Origin of the sequence: Lysobacter antibioticus HS124, from assembly GCF_000336385.2 — a bacterium.
Lineage (GTDB): Bacteria > Pseudomonadota > Gammaproteobacteria > Xanthomonadales > Xanthomonadaceae > Lysobacter > Lysobacter firmicutimachus.
Genome location: NZ_HG424467.1, coordinates 1 through 17,094, shown reverse-complemented (window position 1 = coordinate 17,094; position 17,094 = coordinate 1). Strand labels below are relative to the sequence as shown.

At 69.1% G+C, this 17,094-nt stretch carries 15 protein-coding genes; 5 read left to right on the top strand and 10 right to left on the bottom strand.

Annotation, left to right across the window (positions count from 1 at the left end):
* Positions 1–22 precede the first annotated feature (22 nt).
* A complete protein-coding gene (locus TX83_RS06385) occupies positions 23–2,104 on the top strand; it encodes an alpha/beta hydrolase family protein (protein ID WP_064747105.1) in 2,082 nt (693 codons plus the stop codon).
* Positions 2,105–2,401: 297 nt separating this feature from the next.
* The gene (locus TX83_RS06380; protein ID WP_064747104.1) at positions 2,402–3,661 is read left to right on the top strand and encodes a DUF819 domain-containing protein; all 1,260 of its coding nucleotides are present in this window, start codon (positions 2,402–2,404) and stop codon (positions 3,659–3,661) included.
* Between the two features lie 263 nt (positions 3,662–3,924).
* Here the strand turns inward: TX83_RS06380 and TX83_RS06375 are convergent, their stop codons facing one another.
* From TX83_RS06375 to TX83_RS06330, 10 genes are all read right to left on the bottom strand, one after another.
* On the bottom strand, positions 3,925–4,146 hold the full coding sequence (locus TX83_RS06375) for a YbdD/YjiX family protein (RefSeq protein WP_064747103.1): 222 nt from the start codon (positions 4,144–4,146) through the stop codon (positions 3,925–3,927).
* A 1-nt stretch (position 4,147) separates the two neighbouring features.
* Positions 4,148–6,220 carry a carbon starvation CstA family protein gene (locus TX83_RS06370; protein ID WP_064747102.1) on the bottom strand — a complete coding sequence of 691 codons (2,073 nt, stop codon included), beginning with the start codon at positions 6,218–6,220 and terminating at the stop codon, positions 4,148–4,150.
* A 493-nt stretch (positions 6,221–6,713) separates the two neighbouring features.
* Entirely contained in the window at positions 6,714–7,706 is a 993-nt protein-coding gene (gene corA / locus TX83_RS06365; RefSeq protein ID WP_064747101.1) for a magnesium/cobalt transporter CorA, read from the bottom strand.
* Positions 7,707–7,744: 38 nt separating this feature from the next.
* Positions 7,745–9,013, bottom strand: a complete 1,269-nt coding sequence (locus TX83_RS06360; protein WP_064747100.1) for a DUF4105 domain-containing protein — start codon at positions 9,011–9,013, stop codon at positions 7,745–7,747.
* Positions 9,014–9,284: 271 nt separating this feature from the next.
* The gene (locus tag TX83_RS06355; protein WP_064747099.1) at positions 9,285–10,154 is read right to left on the bottom strand and encodes an HlyC/CorC family transporter; all 870 of its coding nucleotides are present in this window, start codon (positions 10,152–10,154) and stop codon (positions 9,285–9,287) included.
* A gap of 213 nt (positions 10,155–10,367) precedes the next feature.
* Complete coding sequence (locus tag TX83_RS06350; RefSeq protein WP_186442534.1) at positions 10,368–10,907, bottom strand: GspH/FimT family pseudopilin; 540 nt, start codon at positions 10,905–10,907, stop codon at positions 10,368–10,370.
* 188 nt (positions 10,908–11,095) lie between these two features.
* Positions 11,096–11,575, bottom strand: coding sequence for an rRNA maturation RNase YbeY (ybeY, locus tag TX83_RS06345; protein WP_064747097.1), 480 nt, complete (start codon positions 11,573–11,575; stop codon positions 11,096–11,098).
* Positions 11,576–11,667: 92 nt separating this feature from the next.
* The gene (locus TX83_RS06340; RefSeq protein WP_064747096.1) at positions 11,668–12,654 is read right to left on the bottom strand and encodes a PhoH family protein; all 987 of its coding nucleotides are present in this window, start codon (positions 12,652–12,654) and stop codon (positions 11,668–11,670) included.
* A gap of 83 nt (positions 12,655–12,737) precedes the next feature.
* Positions 12,738–12,971 (bottom strand): hypothetical protein, encoded by a 234-nt coding sequence (locus TX83_RS06335; protein WP_064747095.1) that lies wholly within the window; start codon positions 12,969–12,971, stop codon positions 12,738–12,740.
* Between the two features lie 11 nt (positions 12,972–12,982).
* Positions 12,983–13,639 (bottom strand): phosphatase PAP2 family protein, encoded by a 657-nt coding sequence (locus TX83_RS06330; protein ID WP_141233394.1) that lies wholly within the window; start codon positions 13,637–13,639, stop codon positions 12,983–12,985.
* A gap of 33 nt (positions 13,640–13,672) precedes the next feature.
* On the opposite strand from TX83_RS06330, the gene TX83_RS06325 reads away from it, so the two are divergent.
* From TX83_RS06325 to TX83_RS06315, 3 genes are all read left to right on the top strand, one after another.
* Positions 13,673–14,848 (top strand): 3-oxoacyl-[acyl-carrier-protein] synthase III C-terminal domain-containing protein, encoded by a 1,176-nt coding sequence (locus TX83_RS06325; RefSeq protein ID WP_064747093.1) that lies wholly within the window; start codon positions 13,673–13,675, stop codon positions 14,846–14,848.
* Between the two features lie 66 nt (positions 14,849–14,914).
* Positions 14,915–15,934, top strand: coding sequence for an NAD-dependent epimerase/dehydratase family protein (locus TX83_RS06320; protein ID WP_064747092.1), 1,020 nt, complete (start codon positions 14,915–14,917; stop codon positions 15,932–15,934).
* A complete protein-coding gene (locus TX83_RS06315) occupies positions 15,931–16,809 on the top strand; it encodes an MBL fold metallo-hydrolase (protein WP_064747091.1) in 879 nt (292 codons plus the stop codon). The genes TX83_RS06320 and TX83_RS06315 overlap by 4 nt, the downstream gene beginning before the upstream one ends.
* Positions 16,810–17,094: the final 285 nt, after the last annotated feature.

Below are 17,094 nucleotides of genomic sequence, written 5' to 3'. Positions count from 1 at the left end.
CGATCACGCTCAGAGGTTCGCCATGACGCCACGCCACGCTCTCCTGCCGCTGGCCCTGACCCTGGCCTGCGCATCCGCGCCGGCTTTCTCGCTCACCCCGGCGGCGCCGCAGGGACTGCAGATCCGCGATCTGGCCAGCATGGACCGCTTCTCCTCGCCGACGCTGTCGCCCGACGGCCGCCAACTGGTGTTCGCCAAGCGCAGCGTCGACTTCGCCGCCAACAAATCGACCACTTCGCTGTGGATCGAAGACTTGTTCGCGCGCGACGCCGCGCCGCCCAAGCGCCTGAGCCCGGAAGGCTGGAACGTCAACTCGCCGGCGTTCGCGCCGGACGGCAAGAGCGTGTACTTCCTCAGCAGCAAGAACGGCAGCTCGCAGCTGTATTCGTTGCCGCTGAGTGGCGGCACGCCGAAGCAGATCACCGCCTTCGACGGCGACGTCGGCGGCTTCCAGATCTCGCCCGACGGCAAGCGTGTCGCCTTCAACGCCGAGGCCTATCCCGACTGCGCCGCCGATCTGGCCTGCAGCAAGAAGAAGCTCGACGCGGCTGAGAAGAACAAAGCCACCGGCAAGGTCTTCGACCGGATGTTCATCCGTCACTGGGACGCCTGGAACGACGGTCGCCTGAACCGGCTGTTCGTCGCCGAGCTGCCGGCCGCCGGCAAGACCGTATCCAGCGTCAAGCTGGTCAGCGGCGAAGTGAACGGCGACGTGCCCTCGCGCCCGTTCGGCGACAGCAGCGAATACACCTGGGCGCCGGACGGCCGCTCGCTGGTGTTCAGCGCGCGCCAGGCCGATGCCAAGGAGCCGTGGTCGACCAATTTCGATCTGTACCAGGTCGGCGCCGACGGCGGCCCGGCCAAGAACCTGACCGCTGCGAATCCCGCCTGGGACACCGGCGCGGTGTTCAGCGCCGACGGCAAGACGCTTTACTACCGTGCGATGAAGCGCCCGGGCTTCGAGGCCGACCGTTTCGGCCTGATGGCGCTCGACCTGGCCAGCGGCAAAGCGCGCGAGATTGCGCCGCAATGGGACCGTTCGGCTTCCGGCATCGTCTTGTCCGGCGACGGCAAGAGCATCTACACCACCACCGAAGACCTCGGCCAGCAGCCGCTGTTCGGCGTCGACATCGCCAGCGGCAAGGCGACCTTGCTGATCGGCGACGGCTCGGTCGGCTCGGTCGCGTTGGCCGGCAAGACCTTGGCCTTCACCCGCAACAGCCTCAAGAGCGGCGACCAGATCTTCGTCGGCGGTCTCGACGGCGCGCCGCAGCGCGCGATCACGCCGAGCGCGTCGGAGCTGCTGCCCGGGGTCAAGTTCGGCGATTTCGAACAGTTCGACTTCAAGGGCTGGAACGGCGACACGGTGTACGGCTACGTGGTCAAGCCGTGGAACTACCAGGAAGGCCGGAAGTACCCGGTCGCGTTCCTGATCCATGGCGGCCCGCAGGGCAGCTTCGGCAACGGCTGGAGCTACCGCTGGAACCCGCAGACCTATGCCGGCCAGGGCTATGCGGTGGTGATGATCGATTTCCACGGCTCGACCGGTTACGGCCAAGCCTTCACCGACGCGATCAGCCAGCACTGGGGCGACCGTCCGCTGGAAGACCTGCAGAAGGGCTGGGCCGCGGCGCAGAAGAAGTACCCCTTCCTCGACGGCGACAAGGCCTGCGCGCTGGGCGCGTCTTACGGCGGCTTCATGGTCAACTGGATCGCCGGCAACTGGCCGCAGCCCTGGAAGTGCCTGGTCAGCCACGACGGCGTGTTCGACCAGCGCATGATGGGCTACGCCACCGAAGAGCTGTGGTTCACCGAGTGGGAGCAGGGCGGCACGCCGTACGACAAGCCGGCCAGCTACGAGAAGTTCAACCCGGTCAACCATGTGAAGGACTGGAAGGTGCCGATGCTGGTGATCCACGGCCAGCAGGACTTCCGCATTCCGGTCGAGCAGGGCATCGGCGTGTTCACCGCGCTGCAGCGCCAGGGCATCGAATCCCAGTTCCTGTACTTCCCGGACGAGAACCACTGGGTGCTCAAGCCGCACAACAGCGTGCAGTGGCACGACACGGTCAACGCCTGGCTGAAGAAGCACATCGGCCAGTAAGCGTCGCGCAGACCAAAAGAAGGCCGCCTTCGGGCGGCCTTCTTTTTTGCATCGGATATCGTCGTCGCCGGGTACTCGACCGTAGGCGCTGTGTCCCAAGGGGGGGGCTGCGGTCGCAAGCGGCCGCGACATCGCACCTGCGACGCAAGCCAGGTTTCGCGGTCGCGGCTTGCGCCCCTCCTACAGGGCTTCGGGCGACAGGCGCCGCCTGAACCCGTGCCTCAACACCGCCGGCCCTTGCCCGCGGCCGCCGATCCGAAGTAAAAGCGGGGTCACCCAAGCCCAGAGAAGTCCGGCATGCAAGAACCCGCCCGCACGGCGCTCATCAGCAACGACATCGTCGTCCTCGGCCTGATCGCCGCCACCCTCGGCGCGGTGTTTTGGACTTCCTCGCGGCAGACCGGTTTCTGGAAGAAGTTCTACACCTTCGTTCCGGCCCTGCTGCTGTGCTACTTCATTCCCGGCATCTACAACACCATCGGCCTGGTCGACGGCCAGAACACCAAGCTCTACAACCCGGTCGCCAGCCGCGTGCTGCTGCCCGGCGCGCTGGTGCTGCTGACCCTGACCATCGACCTCAAGGGCGTGCTCAAGCTCGGCCCCAAGCTGCTGGTCATGTATGCGGTGTCCTCGCTGAGCGTGATGCTCGGCGCGGTGGTCGCGTTCCTGGCCATGCGCGCGCTGCACCCGGAAACCGTGGCCGGCGACACCTGGGGCGGCATGGCCGCGCTGGCCGGCAGTTGGATCGGCGGCGGCGCCAACATGCTGGCGATGAAGGAGATCTTCCAGGTCGATGCGACCACCTTCGGCCAGTTCGCGGTGGTCGACGTCGGCGTCGGCTATGTGTGGATGGCGGTGCTGATCTTCCTCGCCAGCCGCGCCCAGGGGATCGATGCGCGCAGCGGCGCGGACACCCGCGGCATCGAGGAGCTCAAGCGCCGTATCGAGAGTTTCCAGGCCCAGCACCAGCGCGTGGCCAGCCTGACCGACCTGGCGATGATCGTCGGCATCGCCTTCGGCGTGGTCGGCCTGGCGCACGCGGTCGCCGCGCCGCTGTCGGCCTGGTTCGGCGCCAACGTGTCCTGGGCGCGCACGGTCAGCCTGCACGAGCCGTTCTTCTGGGTGGTGGCGGTGTCCACCTTCGCCGGCCTGGCGTTGAGCTTCACCCGCGCGCGCGAGCTGGAAGGCGCGGGCGCGTCCAAGATCGGCAGCCTGCTGCTGTACTTCCTGATCGCCTGCATCGGCCTGCAGATGGACATCCTGGCCTTGCTCGACAAGCCCTGGCTGTTCGCGCTGGGGCTGATCTGGATCGCCGTGCACATCCTGATCCTGTGGGGCGTGGGGGGTCTGCTGCGGGTGCCGCTGTTCTATTTCGCGATCGGCTCGCAGAGCAACATCGGCGGCCCGGCCTCGGCGCCGGTGGTGGCCTCGGCCTTCCATCCTTCGCTGGCGCCGGTCGGCGCCTTGCTCGGCGCGCTGGGCTATGCGACCGGCACCGGCCTGGCTTACGTGGTCGGGGTCACCCTGCGCTCGCTGGCCGGCGCCGCGCCGGTTTGAATGCCCCTGTAGCAGCGGCGTCCCGCAGGGGTTTCCTCCGGTCATAAGGCACGACAGGAGACGCGACGTACGCGAGCGCGGTGTCCGAAGCGAATCTCCGCGATCATCGGCTGCGGTCGGTGGCGTGGTATCGCACCGCTTCGGTTGTCGCGGCTTGCGCCGCTCCTACAGGGGGAGCGGCAACGCCGCAAAAAGAACGTCGCAAAAGCAAGGGCCGCCCGGAGGCGGCCCTTCGCGTTTTCTGTAGATCGCGTCGCAGCGGCTCAACAGCAACCGAACCGCCCGCCGCCGTAGCGCGCCTCCTGGCGCTCGCGAAAGAAGGTCGCGTAGTCGGGAATCGGCCGCTCCGGGTGCTTCTCCATCAGATGACGGACATAGTTGTCGTAGTCCGGCACCCCGCAGCACAGCCGCGCGGTCTGCACCAGGCGGCGCCAGGTGCGCTTGTACAGCTGGTACTGGCTGGCGGGAACGAGTGCGGTGCCCATGTCAGAGGTTCCCCATTTCGTGCGGCTTCAAAGCCACGTAGGGCGATTCGCGGTCGCTGCGCTGCGGGTTGGCGCGGGCCTTGAGGATGGCGCCAACCGAATACACCAGCACGCTGAACACCACGAACAGGAACAGCGCGGTCAGGCCGGTGTTGACGTAGCTATTGACCATGATCTGCTGCATTTGCTCGATGCTCTTGGCCGGCGCGGTGACTTCGCCCTTGGCGATCGCGGCACTGTACTTGTTGGCCTGGGCGAGGAAGCCGACCGCCGGGTTGCCGTCGAAGATCTTGATCAGGCCGGCGGCGCTGGTACAGATCAGCAGCCACACGGTCGGCACGATGGTGACCCAGGCGTAGCGGTCGCGCTTGAGCTTGAACAGCGCCACCGTGCACAGCATCAGGGCGATGCCGGCCAGCATCTGGTTGGCGATGCCGAACAGCGGCCACAGCGTGTTGATGCCGCCGAGCGGATCGACTACGCCCTGGTACAGGAAGTAGCCCCACAGCGCGACGCAGCCCGCGGTGGCGAGCAGGTTCGGCCCCCAGGCCTCGGTGCGGCGCAGCGCCGGCACGAAGCTGCCCAGCAGGTCCTGCAGCATGAAGCGGCCGGCGCGCGTGCCCGCGTCGACCGCGGTGAGGATGAACAAGGCCTCGAACAGGATCGCGAAGTGGTACCAGAACGCCATCGTGTTCTCGCCCGGCAGCACGTTGTGCAGGATCTGGGCGATGCCGACCGCGAGCGTGGGCGCGCCGCCGGCGCGGGCGAGGATGGTGTGCTCGCCGATGTCCTTGGCGGTGGCTTCCAGCACGTCGGGAGTGACGCTGAACCCCCAACTGCTGATGGTCTGCGACACCGTCTGCACGTCGCTGCCGACCAGGGCGGCCGGGCTGTTCATGGCGAAGTAGACGCCTGGGTCGATCACCGAGGCGGCGACCAAGGCCATGATCGCGACGAAGGACTCCATCAGCATGCCGCCGTAGCCGATGTAGCGCATGTGCGATTCGTTCGCGAGCAGCTTGGGCGTGGTGCCGGAGGAGATCAGGGCGTGGAAGCCGGACACCGCGCCGCAGGCGATGGTGATGAACAGGAACGGGAACAGCCCGCCCTTCCACACCGGGCCGGTACCGTCGGTGAACTGGGTCAGCGCCGGCATGCGCAGGTCGGGCATGACGATGAAGATGCCGATAGCCAGGCCGACGATGGTGCCGATCTTGAGGAAGGTCGACAGGTAGTCGCGCGGCGCCAGTACCAGCCACACCGGCAGCACCGCGGCGACGAAGCCGTAGCCGATCAGCATCCAGGTGATCTGAGTGCCGGTGAAGGTGAAGGCCGGGCCCCAGACCGGATCGGCCGCGACCTTGCCGCCGTACCAGATCGCCGCCAACAGCAGGACCAGGCCGACGATCGAGATCTCGCCGATCTTGCCCGGGCGGATGTAGCGCATGTACACGCCCATCAGCACCGCGATCGGAATCGTCGCCATCACCGTGAACATGCCCCAGGGGCTTTCGGCCAGGGCTTTGACCACGATCATCGCCAGCACCGCGAGGATGATGATCATGATCAAGAACGCGCCGAACAGGGCGATGGTGCCGGGCACGCGGCCCATTTCTTCGCGCACCAGGTCGCCGAGCGAGCGGCCGTTGCGGCGGCTGGAGACGAACAGGACCATGAAGTCCTGCACCGCACCGGCCAACACCACGCCGACGATCAGCCACAGCAGACCGGGCAGATAACCCATCTGCGCGGCGAGCACCGGACCGACCAATGGGCCGGCGCCGGCGATGGCGGCGAAGTGATGGCCGAACAGCACGTGCTTGTTGGTCGGGACGTAATCGAGCCCGTCGTTGTGGATCACCGCCGGCGTGGCGCGGGTCGGGTCGAGCTGCATCACCTTGTCGGCGATGAACAGCGAGTAGTAGCGATAGGCGACCAAGTAGATCGACACCGCCGCGACCACGATCCACAGCGCATTGATGTGTTCGCCGCGACGCAGCGCGATGGTGCCGAGGCAGAACGCCCCGAGGACTGCGAGGGCCGCCCAGCCCAATTTGCCGAGACCACCTTTCATGACGAGCCTCCCAGTTTGACCCTTGGAAGGGTCGCCCCCGGGACGGCACGGGTCAATGCGCAGTGCCGCAAACACGGCTGATACTTTGGTCTTAGGGGGCGACTCGGCGCGTCGGCGATGCGGTTTCGGGCGGCGGGGAGCGCCGATGATGGGTTGGACGGGCTCTGTGCGGCGAGGGCGAAGCCAAGGCCAAGCCAAAGCGCCCCAAAGCCGAAGCAAATCCCGGCGCCGCTGGAGCCGCCGGACTTCGTGCCGCCTCAGGCGCCCGCCGCCTTTTTCAAAGGAGGCGAATTGTCGCGCGCTGCAGCGCGTTGCGGCGTACCGCGGTGAGTTGTGGTTCGCCGCACGAGTTGGCGCATAAGCAGTTGGCGTTATCTGCGCCTGCCGCCGCCCTAGCCGCCGTCGTTGTCGTCGTTTTGAAGTTACCGCTGCTTTTGTTGTCCCCCCTTTGAAAAACGGGGCAGGGGAGGTTGCTGTTCGCCCTTACCGCGCCCTACAACCACTTCGCCCGCTTGAAGCCGAAGTACAACACGATGCAGACCACGGCCACCGTCCCGATCAGGATGGCGTAGCTCCACTGCCCGGCCAGCTCCGGCATGTGGGTGAAGTTCATGCCGTACCAACTGGCGATCAGGGTCGGCGCGGCCAGCAGCGCCGCCCAGGCGCCGAGGCGTTTGACGATCTCGCCCTGGCGTACGGTCACCAGCGACAGGTTGACGCTGACCGCGGTGGTCAGCATCTCGCGCAGGGTGTCGGTGGTTTCGTTGATGCGCACGGCGTGGTCGAGGACGTCGCGGAAATACAGCTGGATTTCCTCGTCGATCAGCCCGCCGCGCGAACGCGCGAGCTGGCCGAGGATGTCCTGCAAGGGCGACACCGCCATGCGCAGCCGGGTCAGCTCGCGCTTGAGGTCGTACAGCTCCTGCACGGTGTCCTTGCGGAAATCCTCGGCGAAGATGTCCTTCTCCAACTCGTTGAGCTCCAGGGTGAAGCCCTCGACGATCGGCATGAAGTTGTCGACCACGCTGTCGAGCACCGAGTACAGCGCCGCGCCGGGGCCGTGTTCGAGCAGGTCGGGCTCGCGCTCCATTCTTGCCCGCGCATTCTTGTAGCTGACCGAGGCGCCGTGGCGCACGGTGACCAGGTAGCGGGGGCCGACGAACATGTGGGTCTCGCCGAAGCGGATCCGGTTGTCGATCTTCTGCGCGGTATGGATGGCGATGAACAGCGAGTTGCCGTAGGACTCGATCTTCGGCCGCTGGTGCGCGTTGTGCGCGTCCTCCACCGCCAGGTCGTGCAGGCAGAACTCTTCCTGCAGCTTTTCCAGGATGCCTTCATCGGGCTCGTACAGGCCGACCCAGACGAAGCTGCCGTCGTCGACCGCGAGCACGTCGCTGATCTCGTCCAGGCCGATGTCGCGGCGTTTGCCGTTGCGGTCGTAAGCGGCCGCGTTGATGACGCATTGGGGCAGGGCGGGCGTGGTCATGCCGGCATCCTGCCCGCCGCGGCCGGCACGGGCAAGCCTCAGGCCAGGCGCAGTCGGGCGGCTTTGCGGAAGCCCAGCCACAGCCCGATGTGGATCGGCAGCCACAGCGCGATCCAATGCAGATTGCGCTGCGGGTACACCGGCAACCAGTACAGGAACAGCGCCGCCAGCGCGCACAGGGCCACCAGCGCGGTCAGCCATACGAAGACCGAGCCGGTCTCGCGGCCGAACAGCGCGCGCAGACCGCCCAGCCACAGCAGCAGGCACAAGGGGTTGAACAGCAGCAGGTTGCGGTTGGCCCAGATGTAGTCGTGGCCGGTGCCGGCCCAGGCATAGACCAGCACCGCACCGACTGCGCCGAGCGCGCCCCACAACGGCAACGCGGCGAAGGCGAGCACGCGTGGGCTGCGGTCGCCGATCCAGGCCAGCGCCGCGCCCAACGCCAGTCCGGCCAGGGCCCAGGGCCACCACGGCAGCGGCCGGCCTTCGGGCTCGGGCGAGATCTGGTGCGGCAGCAGGCTGCGTTCTTCGGCCACCAGCGGCCGGCCCTGCGGATTTTTGACCTCGCGCAGGGCCGCGGCCAGCCGGCCCGGCACGTAGGACTCGGTCCATACCGGCACCGGCAAATCGGCCTTGGGGCCCATCATCACATCGAGCAGGACCCACATCCACGGCTCTGGCGAAGACAACCGCAGCGCTTCGCTGCGCAGAGTGTTGCCGTGCGAGCGGCCTTCGGTCTGGCGGCGCAGTTCGCCGCCGATCGCGCGGTCGATCGCGTCGCGCACGCGGGTGGCGCAGTTGTCGTCGAAGTACTGGTAGCGGTAGTAAGAATTCTCCGGCAGGGCGTTGATGCGCAACGCCTCGGCCAACTCGCGCGCCTGCGCCGGGGTCAGGTCCAGCCATTGCACGCTCACCCCGCGGCCTTCGTGCGCGTACTGCGACATGTCGGCGTCGAACGGCAACGCCAGCAGGCGATAGCGCATGTCGTTGCGGACGAAGCGCTGGACGAAGTTGGGTTCGCTGGGGTCGAAGTAGCCGAAGTTGTACGAAATGGCCTCGCCGCTGTCCGGATTCAGCACCACCAGGGCGTCGTGGCCGAAGCGCGACCAGAACTCTTCGCCCGGCTGCATGGTGACCATGCCGATCCGCGGCGGCCTGGCGCCGGCGGCGTGGGCCGGCGCCGGCGCCGGTGCGGCGTGTACGAAGGCGGAAAAGAGCAGCAGGGCGGCGAGGGCGTAGAGCCGGACGAAACGGGGGAATGCGGTCACGGGCGGGCGGCCTGGTCCAGCGGGGCGAGTGGCGGCCATTGTAAACAGGCCTCGGCGGCGCCCGGTCGGCGCAGGCTCCGGTCGGGCCGGATCGCGCGGGATATGGCGTCGAGGCCGCATCTACCTTCGACCGGAGCCGAGGCCGGCGGGCGCGCTCGAGCGCCTGCGCGCGTGTCCGCTCCCGGGCCCGGCCGGATCGCCGGCGGCCACGGACACGCGCGGACGCGCAATGCTCGGCGGACCGCGCGCGGCGGGGCGGCATTCGGGGGCTATCGATGCGGCGGCCGGCGCGAGCACCGGCCGCGATGGTTCAGCCGTTGCCGAGCACGCCGACGTGGAAGGCGTGCACCCGGCGCGCATCGGCGCTGGCGACGCGGAATACGAAGCGGTCCAAGGTCAGCTCCTCGCCGGCTTCGGGCAGGTGGCCGATCGCGGCGGTGATCAGGCCGCCGATGGTGTCGTACTCGTCGTCGTCGAAATCGGCGCCGAAGCGCTCGTTGAAGTCGGCGATCGGGGTCAACGCGTCGACCACGTACTGGCCGTCGGCCTGGGCCGCGATCAGCGCGTTCGGGTCTTCGGCATCGTCGTGCTCGTCGTCGATCTCGCCGACGATCTGCTCCAGCACGTCCTCGATGGTCAATAGGCCGGCGACGCCGCCGTGCTCGTCGATCACGATCGCCATGTGGTTGCGCGATTGGCGGAACTCGCGCAGCAGCACGTCCAGGCGCTTGGACTCCGGGATCAGCACCGCCGGCCGCAGCAACTCGTGGATGGTGCCGGGGCCGTTGTCGGCGACCACGCCGCGCAGCAGGTCCTTGGCCAGCAGGATGCCGAGGATCTCGTCCTTGTCTTCGCCATGGACGGGGAAGCGCGAGTGACCGGATTCGACCACCAGTTTCATCAGGTCGAGGAACTTGGCGTCGGCCGGCAGGGCGACCATCTGCGAGCGCGGGATCATCACGTCGCCGACGGTCAGGTCGGACACGGCGATCGCGCCTTCCATCATCCGCAGGGTGTCGGCGGCGATGAGCCCGTCGGATTGCGCATCGCGCAGCAATTCGACCAGGTCTTCGCGGGAACTGGGTTCGCCCGACAGCGCGGAACTGATGCGGTCGAGCCAGGAGCGCCGTTTCTCATGGTGTTCCGGCGCGTGGGTGCTACTACTGTCGTCCTCGGACATTCGATTCATGAACCGTGCCCCCGGGGGGAGGGCCGTACGCCAAGTCTAACCCGGAAGGTCGTAGGGGACGGTGGCAGGATCGCCGTCCGCCCTGCCGCCGCGTTCCGCCCGTCGCCGCGGCACGGTCCGGTGCGGGCGGTCCCGGCGGGCGCGGCGGGCGCGGACTGCGCTGTCGGTCACGCGCCGCATCGGCGCGCGAGGCCGCCGAGCGGGTCAGCCGGGTCCGTACCGGCAGGCCGCCGTCTGGGCGGCGCTGGCGGCATCCAGGCGCACCCGGCCCGGGTTGGACAGCACCAGCAGGCCCGCCTGTCCGGCGCCGCGCGAGCACAGGGTGAAGGTCAGGTTGGAGCCGGCGGCGTCGCCCTCGGGCTGGAATACGATGCGGGTGCGGCCGGCGGTGCTGAGCAGGCGAATGTCGCCGGCGAGCGCGCGCCGACGTTGGATCAGGGTGTCGCTGGGGCCGTAGCGGCGGTCGCCGTCGACGTCGGCGAACACCAGCCAGCCTGCGCTCCAGTCGGTGCTGGCGCGGCAGCCGCCGTCTTGCGGCGCAGGGCAGATCACGGTGGCGCTGCCGGTGGCGACGGCGACCCGATTGGCATGCAGGAAACTCTCGGCCAAGGCCAGCTGGGCGTGGCCGATGCGGGTGCGGGCCACGGCCTGGTGCATGGCCGGTACGGCGAAACCGAACAGCAGGAAGCCGATCGTCAGTGCGATCGCGACCTCGATCAATGTGATCCCGCGCATCCGGCGCATGAGCATTCCTCCTGGAAGAGGCGCTCAGTGTCGGTTGCGGCAACGCCGGCGGGCATCGGCGCCCGGCGCGACGCGGGGTCGGATTTTCCGGGCGCGGATGTCGGAACTTTGCCCGGACGAATGTGCCGGCTGACACGGGCAAGGACGGAAGGGATGGCGCGCTTGATCCGCCTGCGTCCGTAACGCGCTTACTCGCGGTACGGATCGGCGATGCCGAGCCCGGCGAGGATCTCGCGCTCGAGTTGCTCCATGCACTCGGCCTCGCGCTCGTCCTCGTGGTCCCAGCCGAGCAGGTGCAGGACGCCATGCACGGTCAGGTGGGCGTAGTGATCGTTGAGCGCTTTCTTCTGCTCGCGCGCTTCGCGGGCGACCACCGGGGGGCAGATCACCAGGTCGCCGAGCAGCGGCAGGCGCACGCCCTCCGGCAGGCCTTCGGGCAGGTCGGCGGGAAAGCTGAGCACGTTGGTGGCGTAGTCGCGGCCGCGATAGTGGCGGTTGAGCGCGCGGCCTTCCTTGCTGTCGACCAGGCGGATCGCCAGATCGGCTTCGCGGATGCGTCCGGCCAGCGCCGCCGCGACCCACTTGCGGAAGCTGGTCGCGGCCGGCAGGCCTTTGCGCGGCATCGCATAGTTGACGGTGACATCGAGTCGGACGGGGCCTTGGGTCATTACGGCGTTCGCTGCATGGAGTGCGGGGCTTCGCGATGAGAGCTGCCGGGGTGCCGCGAGCGGAAGCGCCGACCCGCGGGCACCCGGCCGGATCAGGCCGAGGGCCCGGTCTCGGCGTCCTTGGCGTCGCGCGCGTCGTAAGCGTTGACGATGCGCGCGACCAGGGGATGGCGGACCACGTCCTTGGCCTCGAAGAAAGTGAAGCTGATGCCGTTGACGTTGCGCAGCACGTCCAGCGCGTCCTTGAGCCCGGATTTTTGGTGCTTGGGCAGGTCGATCTGGGTCAGGTCGCCGGTGACCACCGCGGTGCTGCCGTAGCCGATGCGGGTCAGGAACATCTTCATCTGCTCGATGGTGGTGTTCTGCGCTTCGTCGAGGATCACGTAGGCGTCGTTGAGGGTGCGGCCGCGCATATAGGCCAGCGGCGCGATCTCGATGACGTTCTTTTCCAGCAGCTTGACCACTTTCTCCACCCCGAGCATTTCGTACAGGGCGTCGTACAGCGGGCGCAGATAGGGGTCGACTTTCTGGGTCAGGTCGCCGGGCAGGAAGCCGAGCTTCTCGCCGGCCTCGACCGCGGGACGCACCAGGATCAGGCGCTGCACCCGTGCTTCGTTCAGGGCTTCGACCGCGCTGGCCACGGCCAGGAAGGTCTTGCCGGTGCCGGCCGGGCCGATGCCGAAGTTGATGTCGTGGGTGGCGATGGCGTGCAGGTACTTGGCCTGATTGGCGCCGCGACCGCGGATGGTGCCGCGCTTGACCCGGATCGCGACCTCCTGCGGCTCGATGTCGTCGGCGACGACCTGTTCGACGCCGGCTTCGCTGAGCGCCAGGTGGATCGCGTTCTCGTCCAGGGTCTGCTCGGCCGCTTCCCGCCACAGGCTGCGCAGCAGTTTTTCGGTCTTGCCGACCGCGGCCAGCGGGCCGTCGATGCGGAACACGTTGCCGCGATTGGCGATTTCCACGCCCAGGCGCAGTTCGATCATGCGCAGGTGACCGTCGAACGGGCCGTTGAGGTTGGCCAGGCGCTCGCTGTCGGCGGGGTCGAGGGCGAATTCGGAAGCGGTTCGGGCGGGCATGAGACCGGGGCGGTGCGCGCAAGGGCTGCGAATGGGGTGTAAAAGCTTGCGCCTGTCGCCGGGTTTTCGCAAAGCCGCGCGGTTCAGGCGCGCGGCGGACGGCCCTCGCGCCAGCTGCGCCACAGCCGCAGCGCGCCCATCGCGGTCAGCAGGATCGAACCGATCAGCCACAGCAGGGTGATCGCATCGGCGTCGAAGCTGCCGTTGCGGTTGGCGCGCATCAGCGAACGCACCAGGCCGAGCAGGCCGAGGCCGAGGAACCAGAAACCGACCGCATCGCGCGAGGGCTTGCCGGAAGGGGGCGGGGGAGCGGGCATGGCGGCGTCCTTCAGCGGCAGATGACGGCGGGGGGAGCGACAGATCGCCACGAGGGCGCCCCGGCGAGCAAGAGACCCAGGGTCGCGGTCGCCAGGCCGCCGGCGACGTCCCAGGCGTAGTGCTGGCCGGTGGCGACCACGCTCGGCGCCAGCGCGGCCAGGCCCAGCGCGGCGGCGGGCCGGGCGCGCGGATACTGCAAGGCGAAACCGACCGCGGCCACCGCCGGCACGGTGATGTGACCGGAGGGAAAACAGTTGTGCGGCGCGTCCAGTGCGTACAACGCGCGCCAGGCGGCCTGGGTCCAGGCATCGAGCCCCTCCGGCAGCGCTCGTCGCGCGATCCGGGTCGGCCAGGCCAGCCAGATCGCCGCGTTGAGCCCGGCGGCGAGAGCGAAGGCGCGCAGGGTGGCGTAGAACAGCGCGCGTTCGCGGATCGCCAACGCCAGTGCCGGCCCGGTCAGCAACATCGCCCAGTACGGCCAGATCGCCCAGGCCCGCCAACCGATCGCATCGTCCACCACGGTGCGCGGCAGGCTCGCCGGCAGGCGCCAGGGGTGCGCATTGATGCCCAGGTACACCACGGCGCCGAGCGCGGTCGCCGCGAGCACGACGGCGAGGCGCTGCGGCCAGGGCAGAACGGCGGGCGGCGAGGCGGCGATCGCGGACAAAGGGCGGCGACGGAAGGGGAACGGATGTCGAGCATGGGCGATCCGCGCGCGCTCGGCCAGGGGCGCGACGCCGCTGGCGCGTATCGGCAAACCGCGATGCAGGGCTCATACTGCATCGCGATGAGTGATATCCAGAACAGGGACAGCGAATCGAATCCGGACTTGGCTTCCGATGCGGGCGGCGCGATCCGCCGCCGCGGCGCCGGCCCCGACCTGGATTGGCGGGTGCGAATCGCCGGGCTCGGCCGCTATCTGCCGCAGCGCCGCGTCGCCAGCGCCGAAATCGAGGCGCGCGCGGGCTTGCCGGACGGTTGGGCTCTGCAGTACAGCGGCGTGGCTTTTCGCCATTGGGCCGAACCCGAGCGCGAGCGCGCCAGTTGGATGGGAGCGCAGGCCGCGCATGAGGCCTGCGAGCGCGCCGGCATCGCACCGGAGCAGGTCGACCTGATCGTCAACGCCTCCGGCTCGGCCGAGCGCGCGATTCCCGACGGCGGGCCGCTATTGCAGCGCGAACTCGGACTCGGCCGTTCGGGCATTCCGGCCTTGTCGGTGCATGCGACCTGCCTGAGTTTCGTCGCCGCGATGGAGCTGGCGGCCGAGCGCATCCATCACGGCCGGATCGAACGCGCCTTGGTGGTCAGCAGCGAGATCGCCTCGGTCGGATTGAGCTTCGCCGACGCCGAGGTCTGCACGCTGTTCGGCGACGGCGCTGCGGCGGCGGTACTGGAGCGCGCGCCGGACGACTGCCCCAGCCGCATCCATCGCGTCGCCTGGCGCACGCTGGGCGAAGGCGTGGAGCTGACCACCTTGCGCGGCGGCGGCAGTTGGCGGCCGCCGTTGGGCGCGTCGACCCGGCCGGAGGACGCGTACTTCAGCATGCAGGGGCCGGCCGCGCTGCGCAGCGGCATCCGCCTGGTCCCGCACGTGATGCGCGCTTTGGCGCTGGAAGACCGTCAGGCGCGGCGCGAGCTGCGTTGGGTGGTCAGCCACCAGGCCAGCCGAGCGGCGCTGGAGGTGATCGAGCAGATCGGCTTCGAAGGCGCGCGCCTGGTGCGCACGCTGGAGCAGACCGGCAACTGCATCGCCGCTTCGATTCCGCTGGCGTTGGAACAGGGCGTGCGCGAAGGCGCGATCCGCCGCGGCGAACGCGGCGTGTTGCTCGGCACCGGCGCCGGTCTGTCCGGCGTCGGCATGACGTTGACCTACTGACATGCCGGCGTCGAAGACGAACCGACTCCGGCGCTCGTACGCGGTTCATGCGTCGGAGCGGCGGGCATGAGCGCGCCGCGCCGCATCGTCGTCACCGGCGCCACCGGGTTCCTCGGCGGCGCCTTGGCGCGCCATCTGGCTGCGGCCCGGCCCTGGGACCGGGTGTTGGGCCTCGGCCGCGACGCGGTGCGCGGCCGCGCGCTGCAGGCGCAGGGCGTCGAATTCGCCGCGCTCGACCTGACCGACGCCGCGGCGGTGCATCGCGTGCTGCGCGGCGCCGACATCGTCGTCCATGCGGCCGCGTTGTCGAGCCCCTGGGGCCGGCGCGCCGATTTCGTCGCCGCCAACGTCGACGCCAGCGAGCATGTCGCCGAGGCCTGCGTCGCTCATCAGGTGCGCCGCTTGGTCCACATCTCCACCCCGGGCATCTATCACGACGGCCGTCCGCATCGGAACATCCGCGAAGACCAGCCGCTGCCGGCGCGCGCGGTGAACGACTATGCCGCGACCAAGCTGATCGCCGAACGACGGTTGCTGGCGCGCTGCGCCGCCGGCGGAGTGGCCGCGATCGCGTTGCGGCCGCGGGCGATCTTCGGTCCCGGCGACAGCGCGATCCTGCCGCGCCTGGCCGATGCGCTGCGTCGCGGCCGCCTGCCGCGCCTCGGCGCCGAGGACTGCGAGGTCGACCTGACCTATGTCGACAACGCGGTCGACGCGATCGTGCTGGCGATGGATGCGTCCTGGCGCCTGGCCGGCCGCGTGTACAACATCAGCAACGGCGAGCCGGTGCGGATCTGGAGCGTGATCGATCGTCTCGCCGACGCGCTGTCGCTGCCGCGCCCACAGCGGCGCCTGCCGCGGCCGTTGGTGCTGGCGCTGGCCAGCGCGGTCGAGGCCGGCTACCGCCGCCTGCGTCCGGATCGCGAGCCGCCGCTGCTGCGTTACGGCATCGAACTACTGAGCGTGGACATGACCTTGGACATCGGCCGCGCCCGTACCGAGCTCGGGTACCGTCCGCGCGTTGGCATGGACGAGGCCTTGAACCGGACCCTGGCCGAACTGGCGCGCAAGGAACCGCGGCGGTGAGCGCCGGGGTCGCGCTCAGCCTCGGCGTGTCCGGCCATAGCTGCGCGTCGCCGCGCCACCTCGGCCTGGGCGGCGGACCGGTGCTGCGCTTCCCGGCCGGCTGGGCCCTGATCGAACATCCGCGCCACGGCGCGGTCCTGTTCGACTGCGGTTACGGCGCCGCCGCGCGCGCGGCGATGCGCCGCGGCCTGCGCCGGATCTACCGGCATGTGATCCACGCCTGCTCGGCGGCGCACACCGACGCGGCCAGTCTGCTGCAACAGCGCGGCCTGCGTTGCGCCGATATCGGCACGGTGGTGCTGAGCCATTTTCACCCCGATCACATCGGCGGGTTGGCGCCATTCGCCAACGCCCGGTTCGTGGTCCACGCCGAGGCCTGGCGCCAGGTCCGGCGCGGCGGCTGGTTCGGCCTGCTGCACGCGCAGATCTGGAAGGAATTGCTGCCGGCGGACTTCGCCGCGCGCCTGCAATGCCTGGACGAGCGCGGCGCACGCGCGCTCGACGGGGATCTGGCCGGTCTCGGATTGGGCTGGGATCTGTTCGACGACGGCAGCGTAGCCGTGGTGTCCTTGCCGGGCCATGCGCGCGGGCAGATCGGTCTGGCCTTGCGCACCGTCGAGGGGGAGCGGGCGCTGCTTGCCGCGGACGCATTCTGGCGTCGCGAGCAATTGCAGCGCGAGGTCGAACTGCCCTGGCTGACGCGCTGGCTGGCGGTGGACGATGGGGCGGCTTATCGCGACACGGTGCGAAAGCTGGTGCGCTTCCAGCGCGAGCATCCGCAGGCGTGGGTGATTCCCGCGCACTGCGCCGACACTTTGGCGCAATGGCGCGCCCGTCACCCGCAGGCCGTACTCGACGACAGCGACCCCCTGTAGGAGCGGCGTAAGCCGCGCCCCCGGGACGCGCAGAAGAACCAACCTCTTCGCCGTCGATCGAAGCCCGACACCCTCGCGGGGTAGGAGCGACGCAAGTCGCGACCGCCATGCTTCACTCTCGCCGCGTCTTTGCCCTTTGCCCCCTGTAGGAGCGGCGTAAGCCGCGACCGCGCTCTTGCGGTCTCGCGGCGTTTATCGTTCTCAGGTCTCTGAAGCTCCAAAGCCCCAAAACTCCAAAGCAAAGCTTCCGTCCGCAAGCGGCCGGGTCACTTTCTTTGTCCAAGG